A 20,597-nucleotide genomic window follows, 5' to 3' on the forward strand; every position below is an offset into this window, starting at 1 on the left:
ACGGGTCAGGCCGACTCGCGACTCTCCAGCCGGGCGGGGATGATCACCTCGGTGTTGGGTTCGGCCACCTTGCCCCCAAGGCGGTCGAGCAGCCTGCGCGCGCTGGCCTGCCCGATCGCCCTGGCCGGGTTGGCCATCGTGGTGAGCCGGGGCGTGACCATGCTGGCCGCCTCGATGTCGTCGAACCCCATGATCGCCACGTCGTGCGGCACGCGCAGGCCGCGCTCCACGGCGACGTCGAGCGCGCCGATGGCCATGAGGTCGTTGGCGCACAGCAGCGCGTCGGGCGGCTCGGGCAGGTCGAGCAGCCGCGCCGCGCCCGCGGCACCGCCCTGGCGGCTGAAGTGCGTGTGCACCACGAGCCCAGAGCCCGCGCCGGCGTCCGTGAGCGCGGTCAGATAGCCGGCCACGCGCTCGGCGGCCGGTCCCTCCTCGGCCGGCCCGCACACGAAGCCGATCCTGCGGTAGCCGCGTTCGAGCAGGTAGCGGGTGGCTTCCCGGGCGCCGCCCTCGTCGTCGCTGTGCACGACGTCCACGCCCTGCTGGATGAGCCGGCCGCCGAGTCTGACCACCGGGATGCCCGCGTCGATGACCGGCAGCAGGTCTTCGGCGTGCGTGTTGAACACCGCGAACGCCAGCCCGTCGACCTGCCTGGCGATCATCTGCTCCAGCGCGGAACGCTCAAGCCGCCGCTCGCCGTCGGTGTTGCTGATGATCTGGTCGTATCCGGCGGGCCCGAGGATGTCCTGCATGCCGCGGGCGAGCGCCGGATAGAACGGGTTGGTGATGTCGGGGATCACCAGCCCGATCGTCTGGCTCCTGCTGGTCCGGAGGCTGCGCGCGAGCACGTTCGGCCGGTAGCCGAGCTCCTCGATGGCCTCGTGGACCCGGCGCCTGGTCTTCTCCGCGACCGGGCGACGGCCGTTGAGCGTGTGTGACACGGTCGTCGCGCTCACCCCGGCCAGTTCGGCCACGCGGGTGATGCTCGCCCGCTCCCCCCGCCGCACGGCCACGCCTTCGCGCACCCCGGCGCCACCGCTCGGCCATCCGGCGCCACTGCCTGGCGCCCCGACACCGCTGCCTGGCACCCCGGCGGCGCCGTCTGGCGCCTCTCGCGCAGCGCCCCTGGACAGGCTGGGAAACCCCCGGCCGAGCACGGTCAGCGCCTCGTCGAGAGCCCGGGTTCCCTGCCTGAGCGCCTCCTCGGGTGGCGTGCCCGCGGCCATGCGCGCCAGGATCGTCTCCCACACCTCGCGCACCGGGCTCAGCACCACGGCCGCCAGCATCCCGGGCGCGACCCCGCCCAGGTCGCGGTCGCGGGCCAGCACCCCGGCCAGCGCCCGCTCCTGCTCGGCGAACGTCTCCCGCCCGAAGGCCCGCAGCGCCGGACTGCCGTGGTAGACGCGCGCCCGCACCACCAGCCCGGCCGGATCCGCGACGACGGCGGGCAGCAGCGCGCGCAGGGCTGCGACCACCGGCTCCCCGGCCGGCCGCCCGCCCACCACCTCGGACGGCACTCCCGTCAAGAGCGGCTCGTCGTCGAAGTAGAGCTGCTCCTTGGCGGGAAAATAGTTGAAGACGGTCTTGGCGGACACGTCGGCCGCCTCCGCGACCTCGGCCACCGTCACCGCGTCGAACCCCCGCTCGCGGAACAGCCGCAGCGCCGCCGCGACGATCGCGCGTCGCGTCTCCGCCTTCTTCCGCTCCCGCCGGGCGTGGACCCGCTCACCAGAGGCCATGGGTGAGATCTTACATTGACCCAATCCTTACGTTGACTAAAACTTATAGCCACTGAACGATCAGGGCGCCTCCAGACCACCGTCGGGCCGCCGCACCCGGGCCGCCCATCGTTCGTGCAGGTGCGTCACGGGCGGATACCGCGCGGCCAGGACCTCGTCCAGCTCGATCCCCCACCCGGGCGCGTCGCTCGGGTGGAGATAGCCCGCACGCGGCCGCAACGTGCCGGGAAACACCTCGTGCACGGCCTCCCCGTACACATGGCCCTCCTGGATCTGGAACGCGGGCGTGGTCACGTCGAGCGCCACGTTGGCGGCCGCGCCGACGGGTGAGACGTCCGCCGGGGAGTGCCACGCCGTCCCCACGCCCGCCAGCTCGCACAGGGCGACCAGCTTTCGCGCGGGCGTCAGCCCGCCGACGGCTGACACGTGCAGCCGCAGCAGATCCACCCCGCCCTCGCGGACCAGCCTGGCCGCGTCGGTGACGGAGCCGAGCTGCTCGCCCGCCGCGATCGGCATGGGCGCGGCCGCCCGCACCTCGGGCAGCCGGTCGTAGAACTCCGGCGCGATCGGGTCCTCCAGGAAGAGCAGCCGGTACGGCTCCAGCCGTCGCGCGAGCGCCACGGCCTGCTTGGGGGTGAGCCTGGAGTGCACGTCGTGCATGAGCCCAGGCTCCTCGCCCAGCACACTCCTGGCCCGTTCGAACAGCGCCGGCGTGTCGCGGAGGTAGCGCTGCACGTCCCACCCGTCCGGGTAGGGCCGCCCCGGATAGCCGCCGGCCGTGCCGGGCGCGCCGTAGTGCCCGAGGCCGGGCGCCCCCACCTGCAACCGGACGTGCCGGTACCCCGACGCGAGGATCTCACCGGCCGTCTCCAGCGTCTCCTCCACCGTGGCGCCGCCGGCATGCAGGTACGTGTCCGCGGCGGCACGCACCCGCCCGCCGAGCAACTCGTACACCGGCATGCCCGCCCGCTTGCCCGCGATGTCCCACAGCGCCTGGTCGATGCCGGACAAGGCGCTGTTCAGTACGGGTCCGTTACGCCAATAGGACGAGAAATGCACCATCCGGGTGATGTCCTCGATGTCGGCAGGGTGACGGCCGATCAGCATCGGCCCCACGTGCTCGTCCACGGTGACGGCCACCGCCATGAAGCGCTGGGTGAACGTGGCGCAGCCGAGACCGTGCAGGCCGGGTTCGCTGGTATCCACCCGTACCACCACGAGAGGCACTCCTTCGGGAGCGGTCACGACGGCCCGTACGCCGGTGATGCGCAACCCGTCCCGCCCCGGCCACGGCGCCTGCGTCTCCGCCATCGCCTGCGCCGTTCCGTCCTGGACACCGGCGTCGACGACGCCCCGGCCGTGCGGCGCCACGCGATCCGGCCGCCCCGTGCTCATGAGGCGCCGCCCCTTGTGTGCTGGGCGGTGAAGCCCAGCAGGCGCTCGGCCGCGCTGAGGTCGATGGGCACCGTCCTGCCCGGCAAGGCGCCCCGCCGCTCGCTCCCCGGATGGAACCGGCTCAGCAGTTCTTCCGTGGGCGCGGCCGACAACGTGGTCGGCGCCGCCACCGACACCACGTGATGCCCGTGGACGGGCCGCGTGACGGCGAGCCAGGCGGCCCGTGCCGCGTCCCGCACGTCCAGGTAGGCCCACAACTCCCGGGCTCCCGCCGCAGGGTCCCCGGCCCACTCCTCCTCCGTACGCCGCAGCTTTCCCTCCACCTCTCCCAGCCGGGGGAACCGCAGCGCGACGGTCGTCATCCCGAACCGCCGCGTCATCATCCCCGCGGTGGCCTCGTCCGCCTGCTTGGACAGCGCGTAAGGATCCTCGATCTGCAACGGCAGCCGCTCGTCCACCGGCACGTACGCCGGATGCAGCGGCCGCGTGGCCCAGGCCAGGCCAAGGATCGACAGGCTGCTGGCCACCGCCGCACGCCCGATTCCGGCCTGCCCGGCCTCCTCCAGCACCACGAAGGTGGCGCGGGCGTTCATGGAGAACACCTCCTCGGCCGGCCCCAGCACCGGCGCGGGCGTGGCCGCGAGGTGGATCACGGCCTCGACACCGTCGAGCGCGTCGCGCACCACGCCGGGGTCGCACGCGGTACCCACCACCATGCGATCCGCGCGTATCTCACCGGGATCGCGGAGGTCGAGCGCGGTCACGGCCACCTCTTCCGCCGCGAGCAGGGAGAGCACCGCCCGCCCCAGCCCACCGGCCGCCCCGGTCACCAGCACCCGTCGAGGACGGTCGGCCATCCGATCCCCCAATGCAAATCGATTTGTTATGCTCACGCAGCATGCACGCGAAGGGATGGGAGTGTCAACGCTCAACGGACGGAAAGCCGTGGCCCGCGCGCCTCCGCTGCGGCGACGCGCCGGACAGCTCGGCAAGACATCGGAGGTATTGATGGACTCTTTGCAGCTAGACGACAGATCTCTGCAAGCGAATAGCAATCTTCAGCAATTTATCTCTGTTTCTGCTCGACAGTGGCCTTGCTTGTCTATTGACGGTCAAATACATCCAATGTTAACTACGCCTGACAGTCCGACTCACTGAGCTGTGCGGCATCTCGTTCCGGGGATCGCCGCCGTTCCGCTCGGGACTGCGTCTTGTGGAGAGGTCCGCGACAGCATGCCCTGCGCTGGGCGCGGCGAAGGGCCGCCGGCAGCAGGAGAGGAAGCCCATGTTGCACCGTCTGTTACGCTCACTGCCTCCGTTGACGCTCGTCGCCGGCCTGCTGACCGCGGGCGCGGCTTCACCCACCTTCGCCTCGACGACCGACGCGGCCTTCGACCAGGCGGCCGGCGTACTCAACGTGGACTACCAGGGATACCTGTCCAAGCACGACATCGTGTACAACCGGCCCACCACCAATCCCCTCCACGGCCTGACCGTGGGCAACGGCCGCACGGGCGCCATGGTCTGGAATCAGAACGGGCTGACGATGCAGATGTCAGGCGTCGACCTGGCACAGCAGTCCGCGTTCGCGGCCGGTCTGGTGAACCTGTACTCCACGCCCGGAATGGACACCGGTAACTCCACCTACCAGCAGCGGCTGTCGCTCTACGACGGGACGCTGACCACCAGGTACGACTCCAACCGGACCGTCACCATCCTGGGGTCGCCCAACTCCGAGGTGATGGGCATCCACGTCGACGACACCCGCGGCGGGGTCTCCGGCGTGGCCCTGGATCTGAGCATGTGGGATCCGGCAACCGTCACCAACAGCGGCGACGTGCCGGATCTCACCACGTGGAAGACGATCTCCACCTACGCCGACTCCGCGAGCGCCGGCCTGAGCCGCGGGCAGACCGACGCCAACGGTTTCGGGTACACCCTGGCCGCCACCGTGGAGGGCGCGGGGTTCACCACTCAGGTCGTGGACGGCAGGAAGGTGCGGCTCAACATCGCGCCCACGTCCAGCTACACCATCTGGATCACCGCATCCAGCAGGATCAACGCACCCAACCGCGACTCGGTGGCTCAGGCCCGCAACCAGCTGTCCTCGGTCAAGAGCACCGGGTACGCCACCACGTACACCAACTACCGCAACTGGTGGCACGCTTTCTGGGGCAAGTCGTTCGTCCAGTATGCCAACGGCTCCGGTGACGCGGACTACATGGAGAACGTCTACTACCTCAGCACGTACATGATCGCGGCCGGCGGCTACGGCGCCTACCCGCTCCACTTCATCAACGGGGTCTTCCGCGCGACCCAGGACACCACCAAGTGGAGCAACGCCTACTGGTACTGGAACCAGCGCGACGTCTACAACTCCTTCCTGGCCGCCAATCACACAGACCTGATGGACGGCTTCAACAGGCTCTACAGCCGCAACTACACCGCGCTGAAGGCGTACACGCAGACCAGATACGGCGTGGATGGGCTGTGGGTGCCGGAGACCATGGGCTGGGACGGCAACGCGCGCGGCACGGTCGGCAGCGACTACACCAAGAACATCCTGTCGACCGGCTACGAGGCCGCGTACAACATGTACCTCCGTTACCGGTACACGAACGATCTGACCTACCTGCGCGACGTCGCCTATCCGTACATGAGGGAGACGGCGAAGTTCTACTCGGCCATGCTGTCCCACGACAGCGCCACCAACACCTACTACATGGCCGGCTCCAACTCCCACGAGACCTACTGGAACGTCCGCAACGCCATCACCGACCTGGCCGCCGTGCGCAGCATCTTCCCGCTGACCATCCAGGTCAGCCAGCAGCTCGGCCTGGACGGCGGCCTGCGCGCCGGCTGGCAGAACGTGCTGGACCACCTGGTGCCCTACTCGGTCGTCAGCGGCGCCTACCAGCCGCATCAGCCGCCGATCGCCCAGACCAGGAACAACGAGAACGTCTCGGCCGAGCTGATCTGGCCCTACGACATCACCGGCATCGGCTACCCCGACTACCAGACCGCGGTCAACACGTGGAACCAGCGGCCCTTCCCCTACGGCAACGTGTGGTCCAACGACGCGGTGCAGGCGGCCCGGCTCGGCCTCGGCGACCAGACGTACCAGGGCATGAAGACCATGCTGCAGAAGTACCAGAACTACCCCAACGGCATGACGAACAACACCAACGGCGTCTTCGAGTATCTCGGCGTGCACCTGTCCGCGATGAACGAAGCACTCATGCAGAGCTACAACGACAAGATCAGGGTGTTCCCCGCGGTGCCAGGCGACTCATCGTTCGTCGGGAAGTTCACCCTGCTGGCCAAGGACGGCCACCTCGTCAGCTCCGAACGCGAGGCCGGTGAGATCAAGTACGTCGGCCTCAAGAGCCTGTACGGCAAGCAGGCCACGGTGGTCAATCCCTGGGGCACCCAGCAGGTACGCGTGCGCAGGACCTCCGACAACGCCATCCTGGCAACCGGCTCCGGCGCGGAGATCTCCTTCGCCACCGCGGCGAACACCGTCTACGTCGTGGAGCGCACGGCCAAGCCGCTCAGCTCCTACGCCTCGGTGCGGCTGACCGGCACGGCGAACCAGAGCGCCAAGACGTTGAGCGGCACCAGCTCAGCCCTCGGCACCGGCTCGACGCCGAACTCGATGGTGAACGACACCGAGCTCACCTACGACGCCAACTGGTATCATACGACCGCCCGCGGCTACGGCGACTACAACGACGACACCCACCACAGCAACACCGTCGGCGCCGCCGCCCAGCACACCTTCACCGGGACCGGCGTCGAGTACCTCTCCGAACGCAACGGCGACATGGGCAACGTGGACGTCTACCTCGACAACGTCTTCCAGTCGAACGTGAGCCTGTACGTCTCCGGCGCCCGGCAGGCGCAGCAGGTGGTGTTCAGCAGGAGCGGGCTGCCCAGCGGCCAGCACACGATCAGGATCGTCAACAAGAGCACCGCCGTCGGCATGGTCGACGCCCTGCGGATCCTCACCCAGCCGGCGGGCGCCCCGGCGGTCAGCCTGCGATCCAGAGCCAACAACCTCTACGTCACCGCGACCCCCGGCGCGCCCCTGGTCGCGAGCAAGACGAGCGCCGGAACGGGCGAGCAGTTCGACCGGGTCGACCTGGGCAACGGCAACGTCGCGCTGCGGGCCAGGAGCAACAGCCAGTTCGTGACCGCGGAGAACGCCGGCGCCGAGGCCCTGATCGCCAACCGCCCCTCGGCCGGTGCCTGGGAGACCTTCCAGCTCGTCACCAACCCCGACGGGACGGTCAGCCTCAAGGCCCAGGTCAACGGCAAGTACGTGTGCGCGGAAGGTGGCGGCGCCCAGCCGCTGATCGCCAACCGCACGGCCATCGGTCCCTGGGAGTCGTTCGACCTCATCACCGGCTGACCTTCAGGCTTACGCGGTCTTCGCCCAAGGCCGGTGGCCTGGCATGCCCGAACGCCCCCTCGACAGAAGGAGTACTCGTGACCGTCTCACGCCGGGGATTCCTGGCCTCAGCAGTGACCGGATCAGTGGTGGCCGCTGTGTCGTCGTCGCAGCTCTTGTCCGCGCTGACCAGTGCGGCGAACGCGGCCAGCCCACCAGGTGACGTAGTGGGGAAGATCACGGTCGGCTATCAGGGGTGGTTCGCCTGCAAGGGCGACGCGGCACCGATCAACGCGTGGTGGCACTGGAGCGCCGACAATCAGCAGCCTCCCGCACCGGGCAACACCACCATCGTGTCCTGGCCGGACATGCGGGAGTTCACCAGCACCTACCCGACCGCCTACGCCAACCTGAACAACGGACAGCCGGCCACCCTGTTCTCCTCCTACGACCAGCAGACCGTCGACACCCACTTCCGATGGATGCGGGAGAGCGGCATCGACACCGCCGCTCTGCAGCGGTTCAACCCGAACGGCGGCGAAGGCGCCACCCGCGACGCGATGGCGCAGAAGGTCCGCACCGCCGCGGAGGCCAACGGACGCAAGTTCTACATCATGTACGACGTCACCAGCTGGACGAACATGCAGCCGGAGATCAAGGCCGACTGGCTGAACAAGATGTCCGCCCACACGACCTCCCCCATGTACGCCCGCCAGAACGGCAAGCCCGTGGTCGGAATCTGGGGATTCGGCTTCAACGACTCCGGACGCCCGTGGGCCCCCGCACCCTGTCTGGATGTCGTGAACTGGTTCAAGAACCAGGGCGTGTACGTGATGGGAGGAGTGCCGACGTACTGGCGGCAGGGGATCAACGACTCCCGACCGGGATTCATCGACGTCTACCGGGCATTCCACATGATCTCCCCGTGGATGGTCGGGCGGATCAGCACGATCGCGGACGCGGACCACTTCTACACCAACCTCACCGTTCCTGACCAGGCCGAATGCAACGCCCGAGGCATCGACTACCAGCCGTGCGTGATGCCCGGCGATGTCACGCTGCGGCACCGGCGGCACGGCGACTTCATGTGGCGGCAGTTCTACAACGTCATCCGAGCAGGGTGCCAGGGCATCTACATCTCGATGTTCGACGAGTTCAACGAGGGCAACCAGATCGCCAAAACAGCCGAGACCGCCGCGTGGTTACCCGCCAACTCCGGAATGCTGGCGTTGGACGAGGACGGCACGTTCTGCTCCTCCGACTACTACCTCCGGCTCACCGGTGACGGCGGGCGCATGCTGAAAGGCCAGATCGCCCTCACCGCGACCCGCCCCACGCCGCCCGTGGTCAGCGGCAACGACACTCAGCCGCCGACCGTGCCAGGCGCCCTCCAGGTGACCGGCACGACGCCGACCAGCGTGACGCTGGCCTGGACGGCCTCCTCCGACAACCTCGGCGTGGCCGGGTACCAGGTGCGGCGCGGCACCACGGTGGTGGCCGCGCCGACGAGCTCGCCGTTCACGGTGAACGGGCTCTCGCCGTCCACCGCCTACAGCTTCACCGTCACCGCCCAGGACGCGGCCGGCAACGTCTCCGCCCCCTCGAACGCGGTGACCGTGACCACCCCGGCGGCCGGTGCGTTCATCGCCCTGCGGTCCCACGCCAACAACCAGTTCGTGACCGCAGGCAACGGCTCGTCGCTGATCGCCAATGGCGGCTCCCCCGGAACAGCGCAGCAGTTCGAGCGGGTCAATCTGGGCAACGGCAACATCGCGCTGCGGTCCAGGTCCAACAGCCAGTATGTCTGCGCGGAGGCGGCCGGCGCCCAGCCGTTGATCGCCAACCGCACCGCCATCGGCCCGTGGGAGACCTTCGCTCTGATCACCAACCCGAACGGTTCGATCAGCCTTCGCGCCCAGGCCAACAACCAGTATGTCTGCGCGGAAGGGGCGGGCGCCCAGCCGTTGATCGCCAACCGCACCGCCATCGGCCCGTGGGAGATGTTCGACATCGTCGCCACATGATCCGATACCGCTTGGGCGTTCGCACAAGCCGTTAGCCCACCTCACGCCGTCATGAAGCTCCCTTCTCCGCTCTTCTCACCACCTCAAGGGTCACAACACAGGCCGCCGAAGCCGCGGTCGCATCGCAGCGCGCGGCGGAGGCCCTCGGGGCCGCGACCCCGGCCGGCGCCCGCTTCAGCGTCGCCGTGGAGTTCCTGCTCCTGGTGAACGCGAGCCTCGGACAGGTCATGCAGCAGTGGCAGCAGAACGAGGCCAACCGCCAACGCCGGGCACCGGTCATGATCACTCGCGGCTTTCGGCGAGGCCCAGGAAGGGACGCCCTATAGCTCGCTCCTGCGCGGCATGCCATGTACGTGATAAGCGGGCGAGTCGGGGCGCGAACTATTTTCGCGTCACCGTCGACGGTGCCCTTGCGGGGTCGGCGCTGAAGGACGCGCCCGGCGAGCCTGCTCGGGTGGCTGGAGTTCTGTCACGTCAGGAGGTGGCGCCAGCGGTCGGCGGACTCGATGATGTCCAGGCTGACGCGTTCCAGGAACGCCGCCGTCTTGGCCAGCCGTTGCCCGACGGGGCCGTCGAGCCCGTAGGTCTCGGCCACCGCCATCGTGGCCCGTACCGTCTCAAGGGTCTGCTGCCTGCTGATCACGACGGCGTGGTACCAGGCGCCGTCGTCGATCACGTAGATGTCGCGCCGGCGCCGCGGATCGCGCTCGCGACGGGCGTATCCCTGCTGGACCAGGAAGTTCACCGCCACGGAGACCGAGGCCGGGCTGACGTTCAGCCGGCGGGCCAGCTCGGTCGCGGTGCGCCTGCCGTCCTCGGCCAGTGCCAGGTCGTGGTGCACGCGTGCGGCTGTCCGCGGCATCCCGGCTTTGACCGCTATCTCGATGATCTCCTGTTCCATCGTGGCGATGGGCGGTGTGGCTGCGTTCGGGGGTGCCGGCGTGCCACGGCGGGCCCGCTGGATGGTCGCCTGGTGTGCCTGCTGGGGCCGATAGCAGGTGGGGCCGCCGTTGCGGGTGATCTCCCGGGTGATCGTTGAGGTCGGCCGGTCGAGTCGCCTGGCGATCTCGCGGTAGGAGAGTCCGGCGGTGAGTCCGGCCGCGATGCGCTGACGGTCCTGCTGGCTCAATCGTCGTCGAGGCATGCGTCAATGTTGCCTTAGGCGCCAATCATTGCAACAGGATGTTGCTTTCGGGTGCAGCGTCATTGCGCCAATTTATGGGCGTTTACCTGCGGTAACGCCTTTCTGGAGATTGACGCTATTCCGAATGCAACGTAGCTTTCGAGTTGCACCAAACACGTACTATCGCGAGATGAGACCAACCATGAGCGCATCCCCCCACAGGGTCAAGAACAACAGAGGCCGGGCGCCGAGGATGCACCGGCCGGTGGCAGTCACAGCGCTGGCGGCCGCGTTGCTGGCCGGGACGACCGCACCCGCGGCGGCCACGGCGGGTGCGGCCCCCGCGGACAGCGGCGCGGCCGTGCCGAAGGCCGCAGCTGGGCAGGATCGCCCGGAACTGCAGAAGGCCATCCAGGCGTTCGTCGACGCCGGTTTCCTCGGGGTGCAGCTGCGCGTGCACGACGAGCGGGGCGAGTGGGCCGGCAGCGCCGGGGTGCGCAAGCTGGGCACGAGCGCGAAGCCGCCGACGAACGGGCACTTCTGGGTGGGCAGCGTCACCAAGACCTTCCACGCGACCGTGGTGCTGCAGCTGGTGGCCAAGGGCAAGATCGGGCTGGACGCCCCGGTGGCCCGCTACCTGCCCAAGCTCGGGCTGGACCGGCGGATCACGGTGCGGATGCTGCTGCAGCACACCAGCGGTCTGTTCAACTACACCGGCGACCTCGACCCCGACGGGACCTGGGTACCGGGGCTTCCCGCGACGGGCAAGGAGTGGCTGGACAACCGGTTCCACTCCTACCGGCCGGAGGAGCTGGTGCGGTTCGCGTTGTCCAAGCCGGCGAAGTTCGCGCCGGGGACGGACTGGAGCTACTCCAACACCAACTACACGCTGGCCAGGCTGCTGATCGAGAAGGTCACCGGTCATTCGTTCGACGCGGAGCTGAAGCGGCGGATCGTGGGGCCGCTCGGGCTGAAGGGCACCGTGGTGCCGGGCAACCGGACGCAGTTGCCCGCGCCGTACGCCCACGGCTACTTCCGCTACCAGGACGCCGGCCAGTGGAAGGTGGCCGACGTCTCCCGCCAGAACCTCTCCCTGGTGGCCGGCGCCGGCGACATGCTCTCGACCACCCACGATCTCCACACGTTCTTCTCCGCGCTGAACGCCGGCAAGCTCCTGCCGGCCAAGCTGCTGGCCGAGATGCGCACCCCGCACCCGAAGAGCGACCCCCTCTACGGCCGCTACGGTCTCGGGATGTTCGTGCAGGACCTGGGCCCGGCCTGCGGCACCGTGCTCAACCACAACGGCAACCCGCCGGGGGGCTACGCGGCGCTGATGTACAGCTCGCCCGACGGCAGCACGACCCTGACCGCCTCGCTGACCGCCGGCGACGCCGCATTCGACCTCGCCAAGTACCCGAAGCTGCTGGACGGGCTCGTCAAGGCGGCGTTCTGCGGCGGGCAGACCGCAAGCTGACCAAGCCGGCGGCAGGGGCCGTCGGCGCGATGCCGGTGACTGCTCCGACGTGCGCCAACAGCAGCCGGGAGTCGGAGCAGGTACGCCTGTACTCCTGACCTTGGGAGCAGGATCGGCTCTGCAATCGTGGCCCGATCTCGGGGCGGTGACGGCCTCGGCGGTCACGACCAAACCCGAACTTCGGGCCGCGGCTGTTGCGGCGCACGAAGTTCGGGTTTCCGGGAGGCGCTCCGCCGGCGGACCCCCCTCGGCTGCCGCCTGCGCGAGTCACTCCCCCACGTCATCCCGAGATCAACACGCGGGCGGACATGACCGACGCCAAGACCGTCACCGAGACCTGAACAAGCATCACGGCCTCTTCTGGTGACGGCCCTGACATCTCAACTTCTATAAGGAATCAGCGGAAGGGGCCGGCCAGTTTGCTCATGCCGTCCGCGAAGCCGCCCTTGAAGGTGTTGTAGGGGGACCACATGCCCTGTCTCCGGGGTTGCGCGGCCGCGGGTACCGCGCTAGCCTCCGGGCCGTGCTGGCCGTCATGGGTCAGGTCCACCAGTCTCCGACGACCTCGACGCCCTCGCTCTCGAGGGCGTCGTGCCAGGCCGGGTCACGCAGCAGCCGCGCCTCCCAGGTCCGCACGATGCCGTCCGGTCCCGTGACCGCGTCCTCGCGGGACGGGTGCAGGAACAACTCGCTCGTGCCCTCGGGGAGGGCCGCGAGCCGGCGGAGGTAGTCGTCCCGGAGTCGCTCGTAGGCACCGAGCTCGTGTGCCGTGCGCCGGTTGGTCGCGATCGTCTGCGGGATGGACACGCCGAGTGCGTCGGCGACGGCGACGGCACGCTCGTGTGCTGCCGCGAGCTGCGGCGGGAGCGGCCCACCGAAGTACGGCTCCGGGTCACGGGGCAGCCGGAAGGCGAGGCCGTGGCGCGCGCACCACTGGAGCGCCTCGGCGAGCCACGATCGGCCGTGCAGGCCGTAGAGGGTGCCGGCGTGGGAGTCGGCCGCCTCGGGCACGGGGCCCCGGTCGCGCATCCAGTGCAGCTGCGCGTCCGCCTCCCGTATGACGTCCTGGGCCTCGCCGCGGGCTCCGAGAGCCAGCGGATCGTCACTGAGTGTGCCGTCCGGATCGACGAGGCTCGCCGCGCCGTTGAGGGGCCGCCAGCGCGGGAGCCCGCGCTCGCTCGTGAGCGTCACGTGCAGTCGCGGCACGACGCCGAGCTTCCAGACCTGGCTCGCGGCGTGCTCCGCGGCCGGCGAGACGCAGATGAGCGTCGTCGCGGTGACATGTCCCTCGGCGAGCAGGGCGACGATGACCTCCGTCGTCCCGGGTTCCCGGCCGAGATCGTCGGCTGTGATCACGACGCGGCGGGTCATCGGGGGCGCTCCGCGGCGGACTCGTCCACGGGACCGGGGGGTGGCCCGACCGGCCCGACCGGCTCGGCCGCCTCAGGCGGCGTCTCGATCGGGACCGAGACGAGACGCGCCGCGACCGCGCCGATCGTCGTCAGCACGAACGGGTACACGCATAAGTACACCCGGAACGCGAGCCCGGGGTCGGCGCCAGGGTCGGCGCCCGAGTTGTAGCCGAAGAACACGCCCAGCGAGGTGAGCGCGAGCCCGGTCACGATCCCGTTGAGCCGGGCGAAGAAACCGAACGCGGACAGGAAGAGCCCTTCGCGGTGCTCTCCGTTGCGCGCCGCGTCGGCGTCCAGCACACGCGCGACGATGAGGTCGTTCGTCGCGAGCATTCCCGACCACCCGGCCCCGACGAACACCCCTGCGGCGATCGCGGTGACGAGGTCGGTGGCGAAGAACAAGGCGGCGAAGCTGACCGCGAGGATCGCGAAGGCGAACCGCCAGGTCCACAGGGCGCCGCGGCGGGTGACGACGCGCGTCCACACCACGAGGCCGCCCGCCGAGACGAGGATGACGATGCCCTGGAGGTAGAGCGAGTTCCCGACCGGGAGCCCGAGCGAGTAGCGGACGTACAGCTGGATGCCCGAGAGCACGAGCGCCATGGCTATCCCGTAACAGGCGCCGGTGAGCCCGACCGTCCAGAACACCGGGTTGCGCACGATCGACCACACGCTGGGCAGCAGCTGCGGCCGCTCGCGCGTGGAATAGCGGGGTCTCTCGCGCGCGCCGAGCGCCATGAACACGATCACGACGAGCGCGACCGCGCCATAGATGATCGCCGTGGTCTGGAAGCCTTGGGTGGAATCCTCGGTGCCGAACACCTGCGTCGTGAGCAACGGGGTGACCGCGAGCGAGATCACGAGCGCCACGAGCTGGAAGCCCTGGCGCAGACCGTTGGCGACGGCGCGGTCGCGCTCCTGCGGGTACAGCTCAGGGAGCAACGCGCCGTAGTTCGCGTTGAGCATCGAGTCGAACGCCTCGCACAGGATCGCGAATACCGCGAACCAGAGCACGAGGCCCACGCCCTGCAGAGAGGTCGGCGCGGAGAAGAATGCGATCATGCAGGCCGCGAGCATCGGCGCGCCGACGAGCAGCCATGGCCGGCGGCGCCCGAACCGGGTTCTGGTGCGGTCGGAGAGGTGGCCGAGCAGCGGGTTGTCGAGCGCGTCGATGACCGCGTAGATCACCATGACCACGCCGTAGGCGCGAACGTCGAGCCCCAGGATGTCGACGTAGAAGAGGATCATCGATCCCTTGATCATGTTGATCGGGATGGACGTGCCGAACATCCCGACGGCGTAGCGCCACGCGGGAGTGCGCTCCGGGGCCGAGGCCGTACCGGGCTGGGACACGCGATCACCTTCCTTGCCGATGCCGATGCCGATGCCGACGCCGATGCTGTGCGCGACGTTACCTTCACATCCGAAGGAGAACAGCGGGTGAAGAGGAGTCGTGCCGCGCCGGACGTCAACTGCCGGTTCGGTCCCGGTGCGTCACTTCGGTGGTTTCGCGGACAGTACGGCGGTGAACGCGGCGAGCAGTTCCGCGGCCGGGTCCGATGCCGGTCCGGTGCTTCGCCAGGCGACGAACCCGTCCGGTCGCACCAGCACCGCACCACCGGCTCCGATGCCGTGCCTGGCGACTGCATCGCCCGTGTCGCCCGTGCCGGCCGTGATGAGGTCGATCCCGAACTGCCGGGTGGTCAGCGGTATCGGCATCTTGCCGGCCGCCGTCACCCAGTCCTGGCCGTCCGGCCCGGCCAGCAGGACGAAGCCCCCGCCGTACAGGTCGATCATCGACCGCTCGCCGGCCAGGGCCAGGTGGGGAGCCCTGGTGCCGGGCTCTCCGCGCAGGCCGGCCACCTCTGCCGGCGCCGTCGAATCGGTCCCGCCGCCGATCGTCGCGGTCGATCGATACCGGTGTCCCATCATCACGGTCGAGCGGCCCACCAGCTGCTCGTCGGTCGTGGGCAGCTGAGCCAGTCCGTCCTCCCCCGTCCCGGTGGCGAACCGAGCCCGGTAGCGTGCGACCGCCTGCCGCAAGGCGAATTGCGCGACCGGGCGGCGCTCGTCCTGGTAGGTGTCGAGCAGCCTCTCACCGGCGTGCCCGTGCACGACGGCGGCCAGCTTCCAGGCCAGGTTGTGCGCGTCCTCCACGCCCACCACGCCGCCGAATCCCCCGGTCGGAGGCATCAGATGCGCCGCATCGCCGATCAGGAACACCCGGCCCTGACGGTAGGCGGCCGCCACGGCCGCGCCGACCTCGAACCGCAGGACGGTCTTGGCGGTGCCGGGTATCTGCGGCCGAAGCCGCACCGGGGCCGTCGGCAGGCCGACCGCTGTACGAACCAGGTCGACGCATTCGTTCTCATCCGGCTCGGCGCCTTCCGGATCGTCTGTGGTGCCGAAGACCCACCGCTGACCGGTCCGGTCAAGCGCCATCAGGAACGTCCTCGGCCGGGGTTGTTCGAGGAAGGCCATGTGCACGGTACGGCCGGCCAGCGCGGGCCGGAGATCGGCGTCGACCATCAGCGTCAACAGCCGGAAGAAGTCGACGGGCCCTTCCATCGCTATGCCGAGCCCGCGCCGGATCGAGCTGCGCGCGCCATCGGCCGCGACCAGGTACCGGGCCCGAAGCCGATGCTCGGTGTCGTCGAGATCGCGCAGTCGCGCATGCACCGCACCGTCATCATGCTGGGTGACTTCCAGCAACTCGGTGCCGAACCGGATGCATGCGCCCAGTTCGCCCGCACGCGTCCGCAGGAGGGCCTCCACCCGGTTCTGATCGATGGGCGTGCCGGTGCACGGGCTGAACGCGGGGCCGCGTACGGCGTCATCCTGTTGGTCCACAGGCAGGTATCGAGCACTGGCCAACGTTTCCGCGCGGATCGCTACATACTCAGCCGAACCAGCGAAATCTACCCGATTCTCCTGGATCTGGGATTCCAGTCCGACCTGCCGGTAGATCTCCATGAGACGAGGCACCAGACTGCGTTGCCGGGGATGACTCAGCAGGTCGGGGTGGCGTTCCACGAGGGTGCACCGCACGCCGTGATGGGCCAGGAACATCGCGCAGGACAACCCGGTCAAACCACCTCCGACGACCAGAACCTCGGTGTCGTGCGACCCGGACATCAAGCCGGCCTCGCCCGGCTCGTCCGGCCGCCGCCCCACGTCGGGCCCGGCCGCGCGTCCCGCATCGCCTCCGCGGCGTCAACGGTCATCTCCTGTGCTCCTTGTCGCTTCCGGCGTCGGTACCCCTCCCAGGCCACACCTGGCTGGATGCCAGGCCGTGGCCTGACCTCAACGGGTCAGGCCACGACGGGAACTCGCTCAGTACCAATAACGCATGGCGCACCTCCTTGACTCGCTGCCGTGTCCATCGGGCCGTGAACCGTCCGCGGTCCGATGGATGGGTTTCGAGGCCGGAGCGGGGCCCGGCGACCTGGCGGGAAGGTCGCGGCCGTCCTGCGGAGACCTCGAGCTCCAAGTGATCAGTTTTCGTGCCGGGCGATGAGCGTTCCCTTGTCGTCGAGAGGAGTCACCTCGTCGGTCACGGCCGAGCCGCCCACGGCGGTCAGGCCGGCCGCGCGCAGGTCGGCGAGCACGTCGGCGGGCCGATGGAGGTGGTACTCGCACTCCACGGTCTCGGTGGCCACCAGCGTGTCGTGGTAGTACGTCCGGTAGACGCGCCGCACTCCGGCCAGGTCGGGGCCGAGCGGCCAGACGGCCGACGACAGGATGTAGTGGCACTCCCCCTGACGCGCGCTGCGCACCTCACGCTCGGGATGGTCAGGGACGGCCTCGTCGTGCACCATGTCCATGGCCAGCACACCGCCCGGCGCGAGGTGCTCGGCCAAGCCGGCGAAGAGCGGCCGGCGTGCCTCGGGCGGCACGTCCTCGAACACGGCGGCCAGGTAGATGTAGTCGAAGCGCCGGTCGAAACGGAAGTCCGGTGCGGTGCCGTCGATGACGGTCACCCGATCCCGCATGCCGGGCTCCCCAGCCAGCTTGGTCAGGAGCACCGCACGCATTGCGGAAGAGGGCTCCAGACAGTGCAGGCCGGCCATGCGCCTGGCCACCGCCAGGGTCATCCGGCCGGTGCCGGGGCCGATCTCCAACGCGTGCCCGCCCACCGGCGCCAGATCGGCGAAGAAGGAGACCAACGTCGCCGAGTTCGGCCCGATGTGCAGACGGTCCCAGTAGGCCGCCGACGACCCATACGGGTCAGTGGCGGATGAAACGGTAAGGCGCGGCATGGTCGCCACTTCCCTGTCCTCTCCTGTAGGGGCCACCGGTCCACATACAGCGCTTTCTCACCGTGGCGCGATAACTCCTGCCTGCTCGGCTCGGCGCACATACTCGTCGGTGGTATTGGCCACGGGAAAGGGCGCGTCCGGCACGTCGGCCCCCAGCGCCGCGCAGAGCGGCTTCCAACCACTCGATGGCGTGAATTCGATGAGCCGCCCGGACGGTACGGCATCGCGAACCTCGTCCAGCTGGGCACGGTAAACGCCGATGGCGTGTTCTCGATCCGCGAATCGCCCGGAGAATGTTCCTTGCCAGACGATTCGCTCAATGACCCGGTCCCGTACACCAAGGCTCGGCTCCGTCCCGGTGCCCACCGGGCGGGTGCGATACAGAGTGCGGCTCATGCTGGCATACCACGAATCCGGATCCCGCACGATCAGCAGGACCTTGGCCTCCGGGTAGGCCGCGGCGAGCTCTCGCCAGAAGAACGCGGCCGGCCAGGCGATCGTCGATGTGAAATCACCGAGTAACCGTTCCCAGTCGGGTCTGCCGCCGTCGACGACCCGTAGCCATTCCTCGGCATGGGCCGGGTCGGTGAAAAGCTCTTTCATGTAATGACAGGGACCGAACCCAAGGGTCTCCAACGCCAATCGGACCGAAGAAGTCCCGGTACGCCCGAACGAGGCTCCGACGACCTTCAGCAAACTGAACCTCCTTTGGGCTTTACTTCGGGGTCCGGCGCGACGCCCTTCAGCGAAGGGCCACCTCGAAGCGATCGATGCTTCGCGCCGTCAGGTTGGGCAAGTACGTCGGCGCGCTGACCGCCCTGATGCCGGGATACCGCTCGGCGAGTACGCGGAGCACCACCCGGGTGAAGATCGCTGTGAACGGGGATCCGAGACAGGACTTGGGCCCCCGGCCGAAGCCGAGATGTGGGTTGGGATGCCGGTCCAGCCGTGCCGTGTCCGGGTCGGGAAACCGGGCCGGGTCCCGGTTCGCCGCGCCCAGCAGCAGCGTCACCGCCTGCCCGGCACGCACTGTGGTGCCCCCCAGTTCGGTGTCGTGCACGCACGCGCGGGCGACCGCCTGAATCGGCGAGGCGTACCGCACCATCTCATCCACGGCCAGTGCGGTGTCGGCCGCACGGAACCGCTCGAGCTCGGCGGCCCGCTGATGGAGCAGGGCGACCGCCACCAATCCGAGGAGTTTGCTCCCCGAGCTGTAGCCGCTGAACAGCAGTCCCCGCACCGTGTTGGCGATGATCGCCGGAGCCACGCCGCTGCCGGCGGCCCGTTTCGCGATGCTGGCGACGACGCCGGAGGGCGGCGGATGGGCAAGCCAGTCATCGACCAGGCCGGCCAGCTCCTCCTGGGCCGCCAGCACCGGTTTCGCCCGCTCGGGCCACAGCCCGGCGTCCATTCCGGCGACGATGGCACGGGCGACCCGGCTGGCCCAGGCCGCGTCGGGTGCGGGCACACCCAGATACGCGGCGGTCGTCGACAGCGCCAGCGGCTCCGCGAACTCCGTGAGGAACTCGAACGATGGCCGGCGTTCCAAGGCCGTCAGCAGCTCTGCCGTGTGGTCCCCGATCACCCGCTCGATGTCCGTGTGGCCCCGGGCGCGCAGTGCATCCATGAACAGCCGGCGCACCACGGTGTGCTCAGGCGGGTCCAGCGTCAGCATATTGATCGCCCGCGGCGGCATCCTCTCACCGACACGACGCCAGTCGGCGGCGAATTTCGCGCTGTCCTTCAGTACGGCAATGCAGTCGTCGTACCGGCTGAAAATCCACGAGTTAAGGCGGTCATAGAAGAAGACGGGCCGTTCCTGGCGGAGTTTTTCGTAAGCGGGATAAGGATCGAGAAGAAGCTCGGGAGAGGAGAGGGCGATAATAGGGTCGCGGTGCACCGTATCCGGCAAAGGGGCTCCTCTAACAGGTATATAACCTGACCAAGAGACCAGACGACCAACACTAGGATTAGCCCAACCAGATTGAAGCTCTTAGCAGAGATCTTGCCTCAGTTTAGGACGGAACACAACCCTCGTCCGGTCGTTGCGAAACTCGACCGAAGCCGATCATTCACCTTTACTCGTTCGGCTTAAGCGTGTCAAGTCGCGATAGTAGATGAATTCTCTCAGTGAGTGACCCAGTGCCCATGGTCAGCACGGCATCCGGTCCTGGCGCCGCCCGTATGCGCTTTTACTGCGGTTCTCCACAGGGTGCGGCCGCTCCCCTTGCAAGGAGCGGATGGGTGGGTTGTAATCGGGCCACGCCACCGTACGCGGCCGGGGTGACAGGTGCCGGAGGTGAGCGACGGGAGGGGCAGGATCATGCCCGAAGAACCGCAGAGTCGTACCAAGGCCCGCAGGCCGCGCTCCCATTGCCAGGTCGATGAGCCGGTCCTTTGAGCACCGTCGCGACCGGGCTGATCCTCGACGAGGGCGGGAATCCGTGGAGCGGCGCGACGACGTCGCCGCGCAGACGCTCGCGCTCGACCCCGTGACCATCAGGCGCACGAGAGCCACCAATCCCGTTGAAATCGCCGGCCCTCTGCCCCTGATCGCGTCCAGCGCCTCGGCTCGCTTCTTGCCTGATAACCCCGTCACTCCGTCGACGTGCTCCAGAACCCAGCCTGCCCCCGGGCCGAGCAACCAGATCAAGCCCGCCAGCAGAATCAGGCCGGCGGCCGCCACGAACGTCAGATCCAGCCTTCGCACGCGAACGACCGTGCGCGAAGCCGGCACCGCCCGAAACATCTCAGCCAACCGCACCTTGCGCCTCCACCCGC

13 protein-coding genes are annotated in these 20,597 nt (G+C 69.0%); 3 read left to right on the top strand and 10 right to left on the bottom strand.

Annotated features, from left to right (window positions below):
- Nucleotides 1-5: 5 nt before the first annotated feature.
- The 3 genes from ABEA43_RS49140 to ABEA43_RS49150 are packed head-to-tail and all read right to left on the bottom strand — an operon-like array spanning nt 6 to nt 3,991.
- The gene (locus tag ABEA43_RS49140) at nt 6-1,739 is read right to left on the bottom strand and encodes a substrate-binding domain-containing protein (protein WP_345573004.1); all 1,734 of its coding nucleotides are present in this window, start codon (nt 1,737-1,739) and stop codon (nt 6-8) included.
- A gap of 60 nt (nt 1,740-1,799) precedes the next feature.
- Nucleotides 1,800-3,134: an enolase C-terminal domain-like protein gene (locus tag ABEA43_RS49145; RefSeq protein ID WP_345573005.1), complete on the bottom strand. Its 1,335-nt coding sequence runs from the start codon at nt 3,132-3,134 to the stop codon at nt 1,800-1,802.
- Nucleotides 3,131-3,991, bottom strand: a complete 861-nt coding sequence (locus ABEA43_RS49150) for an NAD-dependent epimerase/dehydratase family protein (RefSeq protein ID WP_345573006.1) — start codon at nt 3,989-3,991, stop codon at nt 3,131-3,133. Before ABEA43_RS49150 ends, ABEA43_RS49145 begins: the two co-directional genes overlap by 4 nt.
- Nucleotides 3,992-4,452: 461 nt before the next feature.
- On the opposite strand from ABEA43_RS49150, the gene ABEA43_RS49155 reads away from it, so the two are divergent.
- Both ABEA43_RS49155 and ABEA43_RS49160 read left to right on the top strand, forming a co-directional pair.
- Nucleotides 4,453-7,545 carry a glycosyl hydrolase family 95 catalytic domain-containing protein gene (locus tag ABEA43_RS49155; RefSeq protein ID WP_345573007.1) on the top strand — a complete coding sequence of 1,031 codons (3,093 nt, stop codon included), beginning with the start codon at nt 4,453-4,455 and terminating at the stop codon, nt 7,543-7,545.
- Between the two features lie 77 nt (nt 7,546-7,622).
- Nucleotides 7,623-9,548, top strand: coding sequence for a fibronectin type III domain-containing protein (locus ABEA43_RS49160; protein ID WP_345573008.1), 1,926 nt, complete (start codon nt 7,623-7,625; stop codon nt 9,546-9,548).
- Between the two features lie 469 nt (nt 9,549-10,017).
- Here the strand turns inward: ABEA43_RS49160 and ABEA43_RS49165 are convergent, their stop codons facing one another.
- A complete protein-coding gene (locus tag ABEA43_RS49165; protein WP_345573009.1) occupies nt 10,018-10,692 on the bottom strand; it encodes a helix-turn-helix domain-containing protein in 675 nt (224 codons plus the stop codon).
- A 244-nt stretch (nt 10,693-10,936) separates the two neighbouring features.
- On the opposite strand from ABEA43_RS49165, the gene ABEA43_RS49170 reads away from it, so the two are divergent.
- Nucleotides 10,937-12,145, top strand: coding sequence for a serine hydrolase domain-containing protein (locus ABEA43_RS49170; protein ID WP_345573010.1), 1,209 nt, complete (start codon nt 10,937-10,939; stop codon nt 12,143-12,145).
- Nucleotides 12,146-12,685: 540 nt separating this feature from the next.
- On the opposite strand, the gene ABEA43_RS49175 is transcribed toward ABEA43_RS49170, so the two are convergent.
- From ABEA43_RS49175 to ABEA43_RS49200, 6 genes are all read right to left on the bottom strand, one after another.
- On the bottom strand, nt 12,686-13,516 hold the full coding sequence (locus tag ABEA43_RS49175) for a carbohydrate deacetylase (RefSeq protein WP_345573011.1): 831 nt from the start codon (nt 13,514-13,516) through the stop codon (nt 12,686-12,688).
- Nucleotides 13,513-14,910: an MFS transporter gene (locus ABEA43_RS49180; protein WP_345573012.1), complete on the bottom strand. Its 1,398-nt coding sequence runs from the start codon at nt 14,908-14,910 to the stop codon at nt 13,513-13,515. Before ABEA43_RS49180 ends, ABEA43_RS49175 begins: the two co-directional genes overlap by 4 nt.
- Before the next feature lie 141 nt (nt 14,911-15,051).
- Complete coding sequence (locus ABEA43_RS49185) at nt 15,052-16,692, bottom strand: FAD-dependent oxidoreductase (RefSeq protein ID WP_345573013.1); 1,641 nt, start codon at nt 16,690-16,692, stop codon at nt 15,052-15,054.
- Nucleotides 16,693-17,051: 359 nt separating this feature from the next.
- Nucleotides 17,052-17,816, bottom strand: a complete 765-nt coding sequence (locus tag ABEA43_RS49190; protein WP_345573014.1) for a class I SAM-dependent methyltransferase — start codon at nt 17,814-17,816, stop codon at nt 17,052-17,054.
- A 57-nt stretch (nt 17,817-17,873) separates the two neighbouring features.
- On the bottom strand, nt 17,874-18,512 hold the full coding sequence (locus ABEA43_RS49195; protein ID WP_345573015.1) for a sulfotransferase family protein: 639 nt from the start codon (nt 18,510-18,512) through the stop codon (nt 17,874-17,876).
- 46 nt (nt 18,513-18,558) lie between these two features.
- Complete coding sequence (locus tag ABEA43_RS49200) at nt 18,559-19,728, bottom strand: cytochrome P450 (protein ID WP_345573016.1); 1,170 nt, start codon at nt 19,726-19,728, stop codon at nt 18,559-18,561.
- Nucleotides 19,729-20,597: the final 869 nt, after the last annotated feature.

The organism is Nonomuraea rosea, from assembly GCF_039539705.1.
GTDB classification, from domain to species: Bacteria; Actinomycetota; Actinomycetes; order Streptosporangiales; family Streptosporangiaceae; genus Nonomuraea; species Nonomuraea rosea.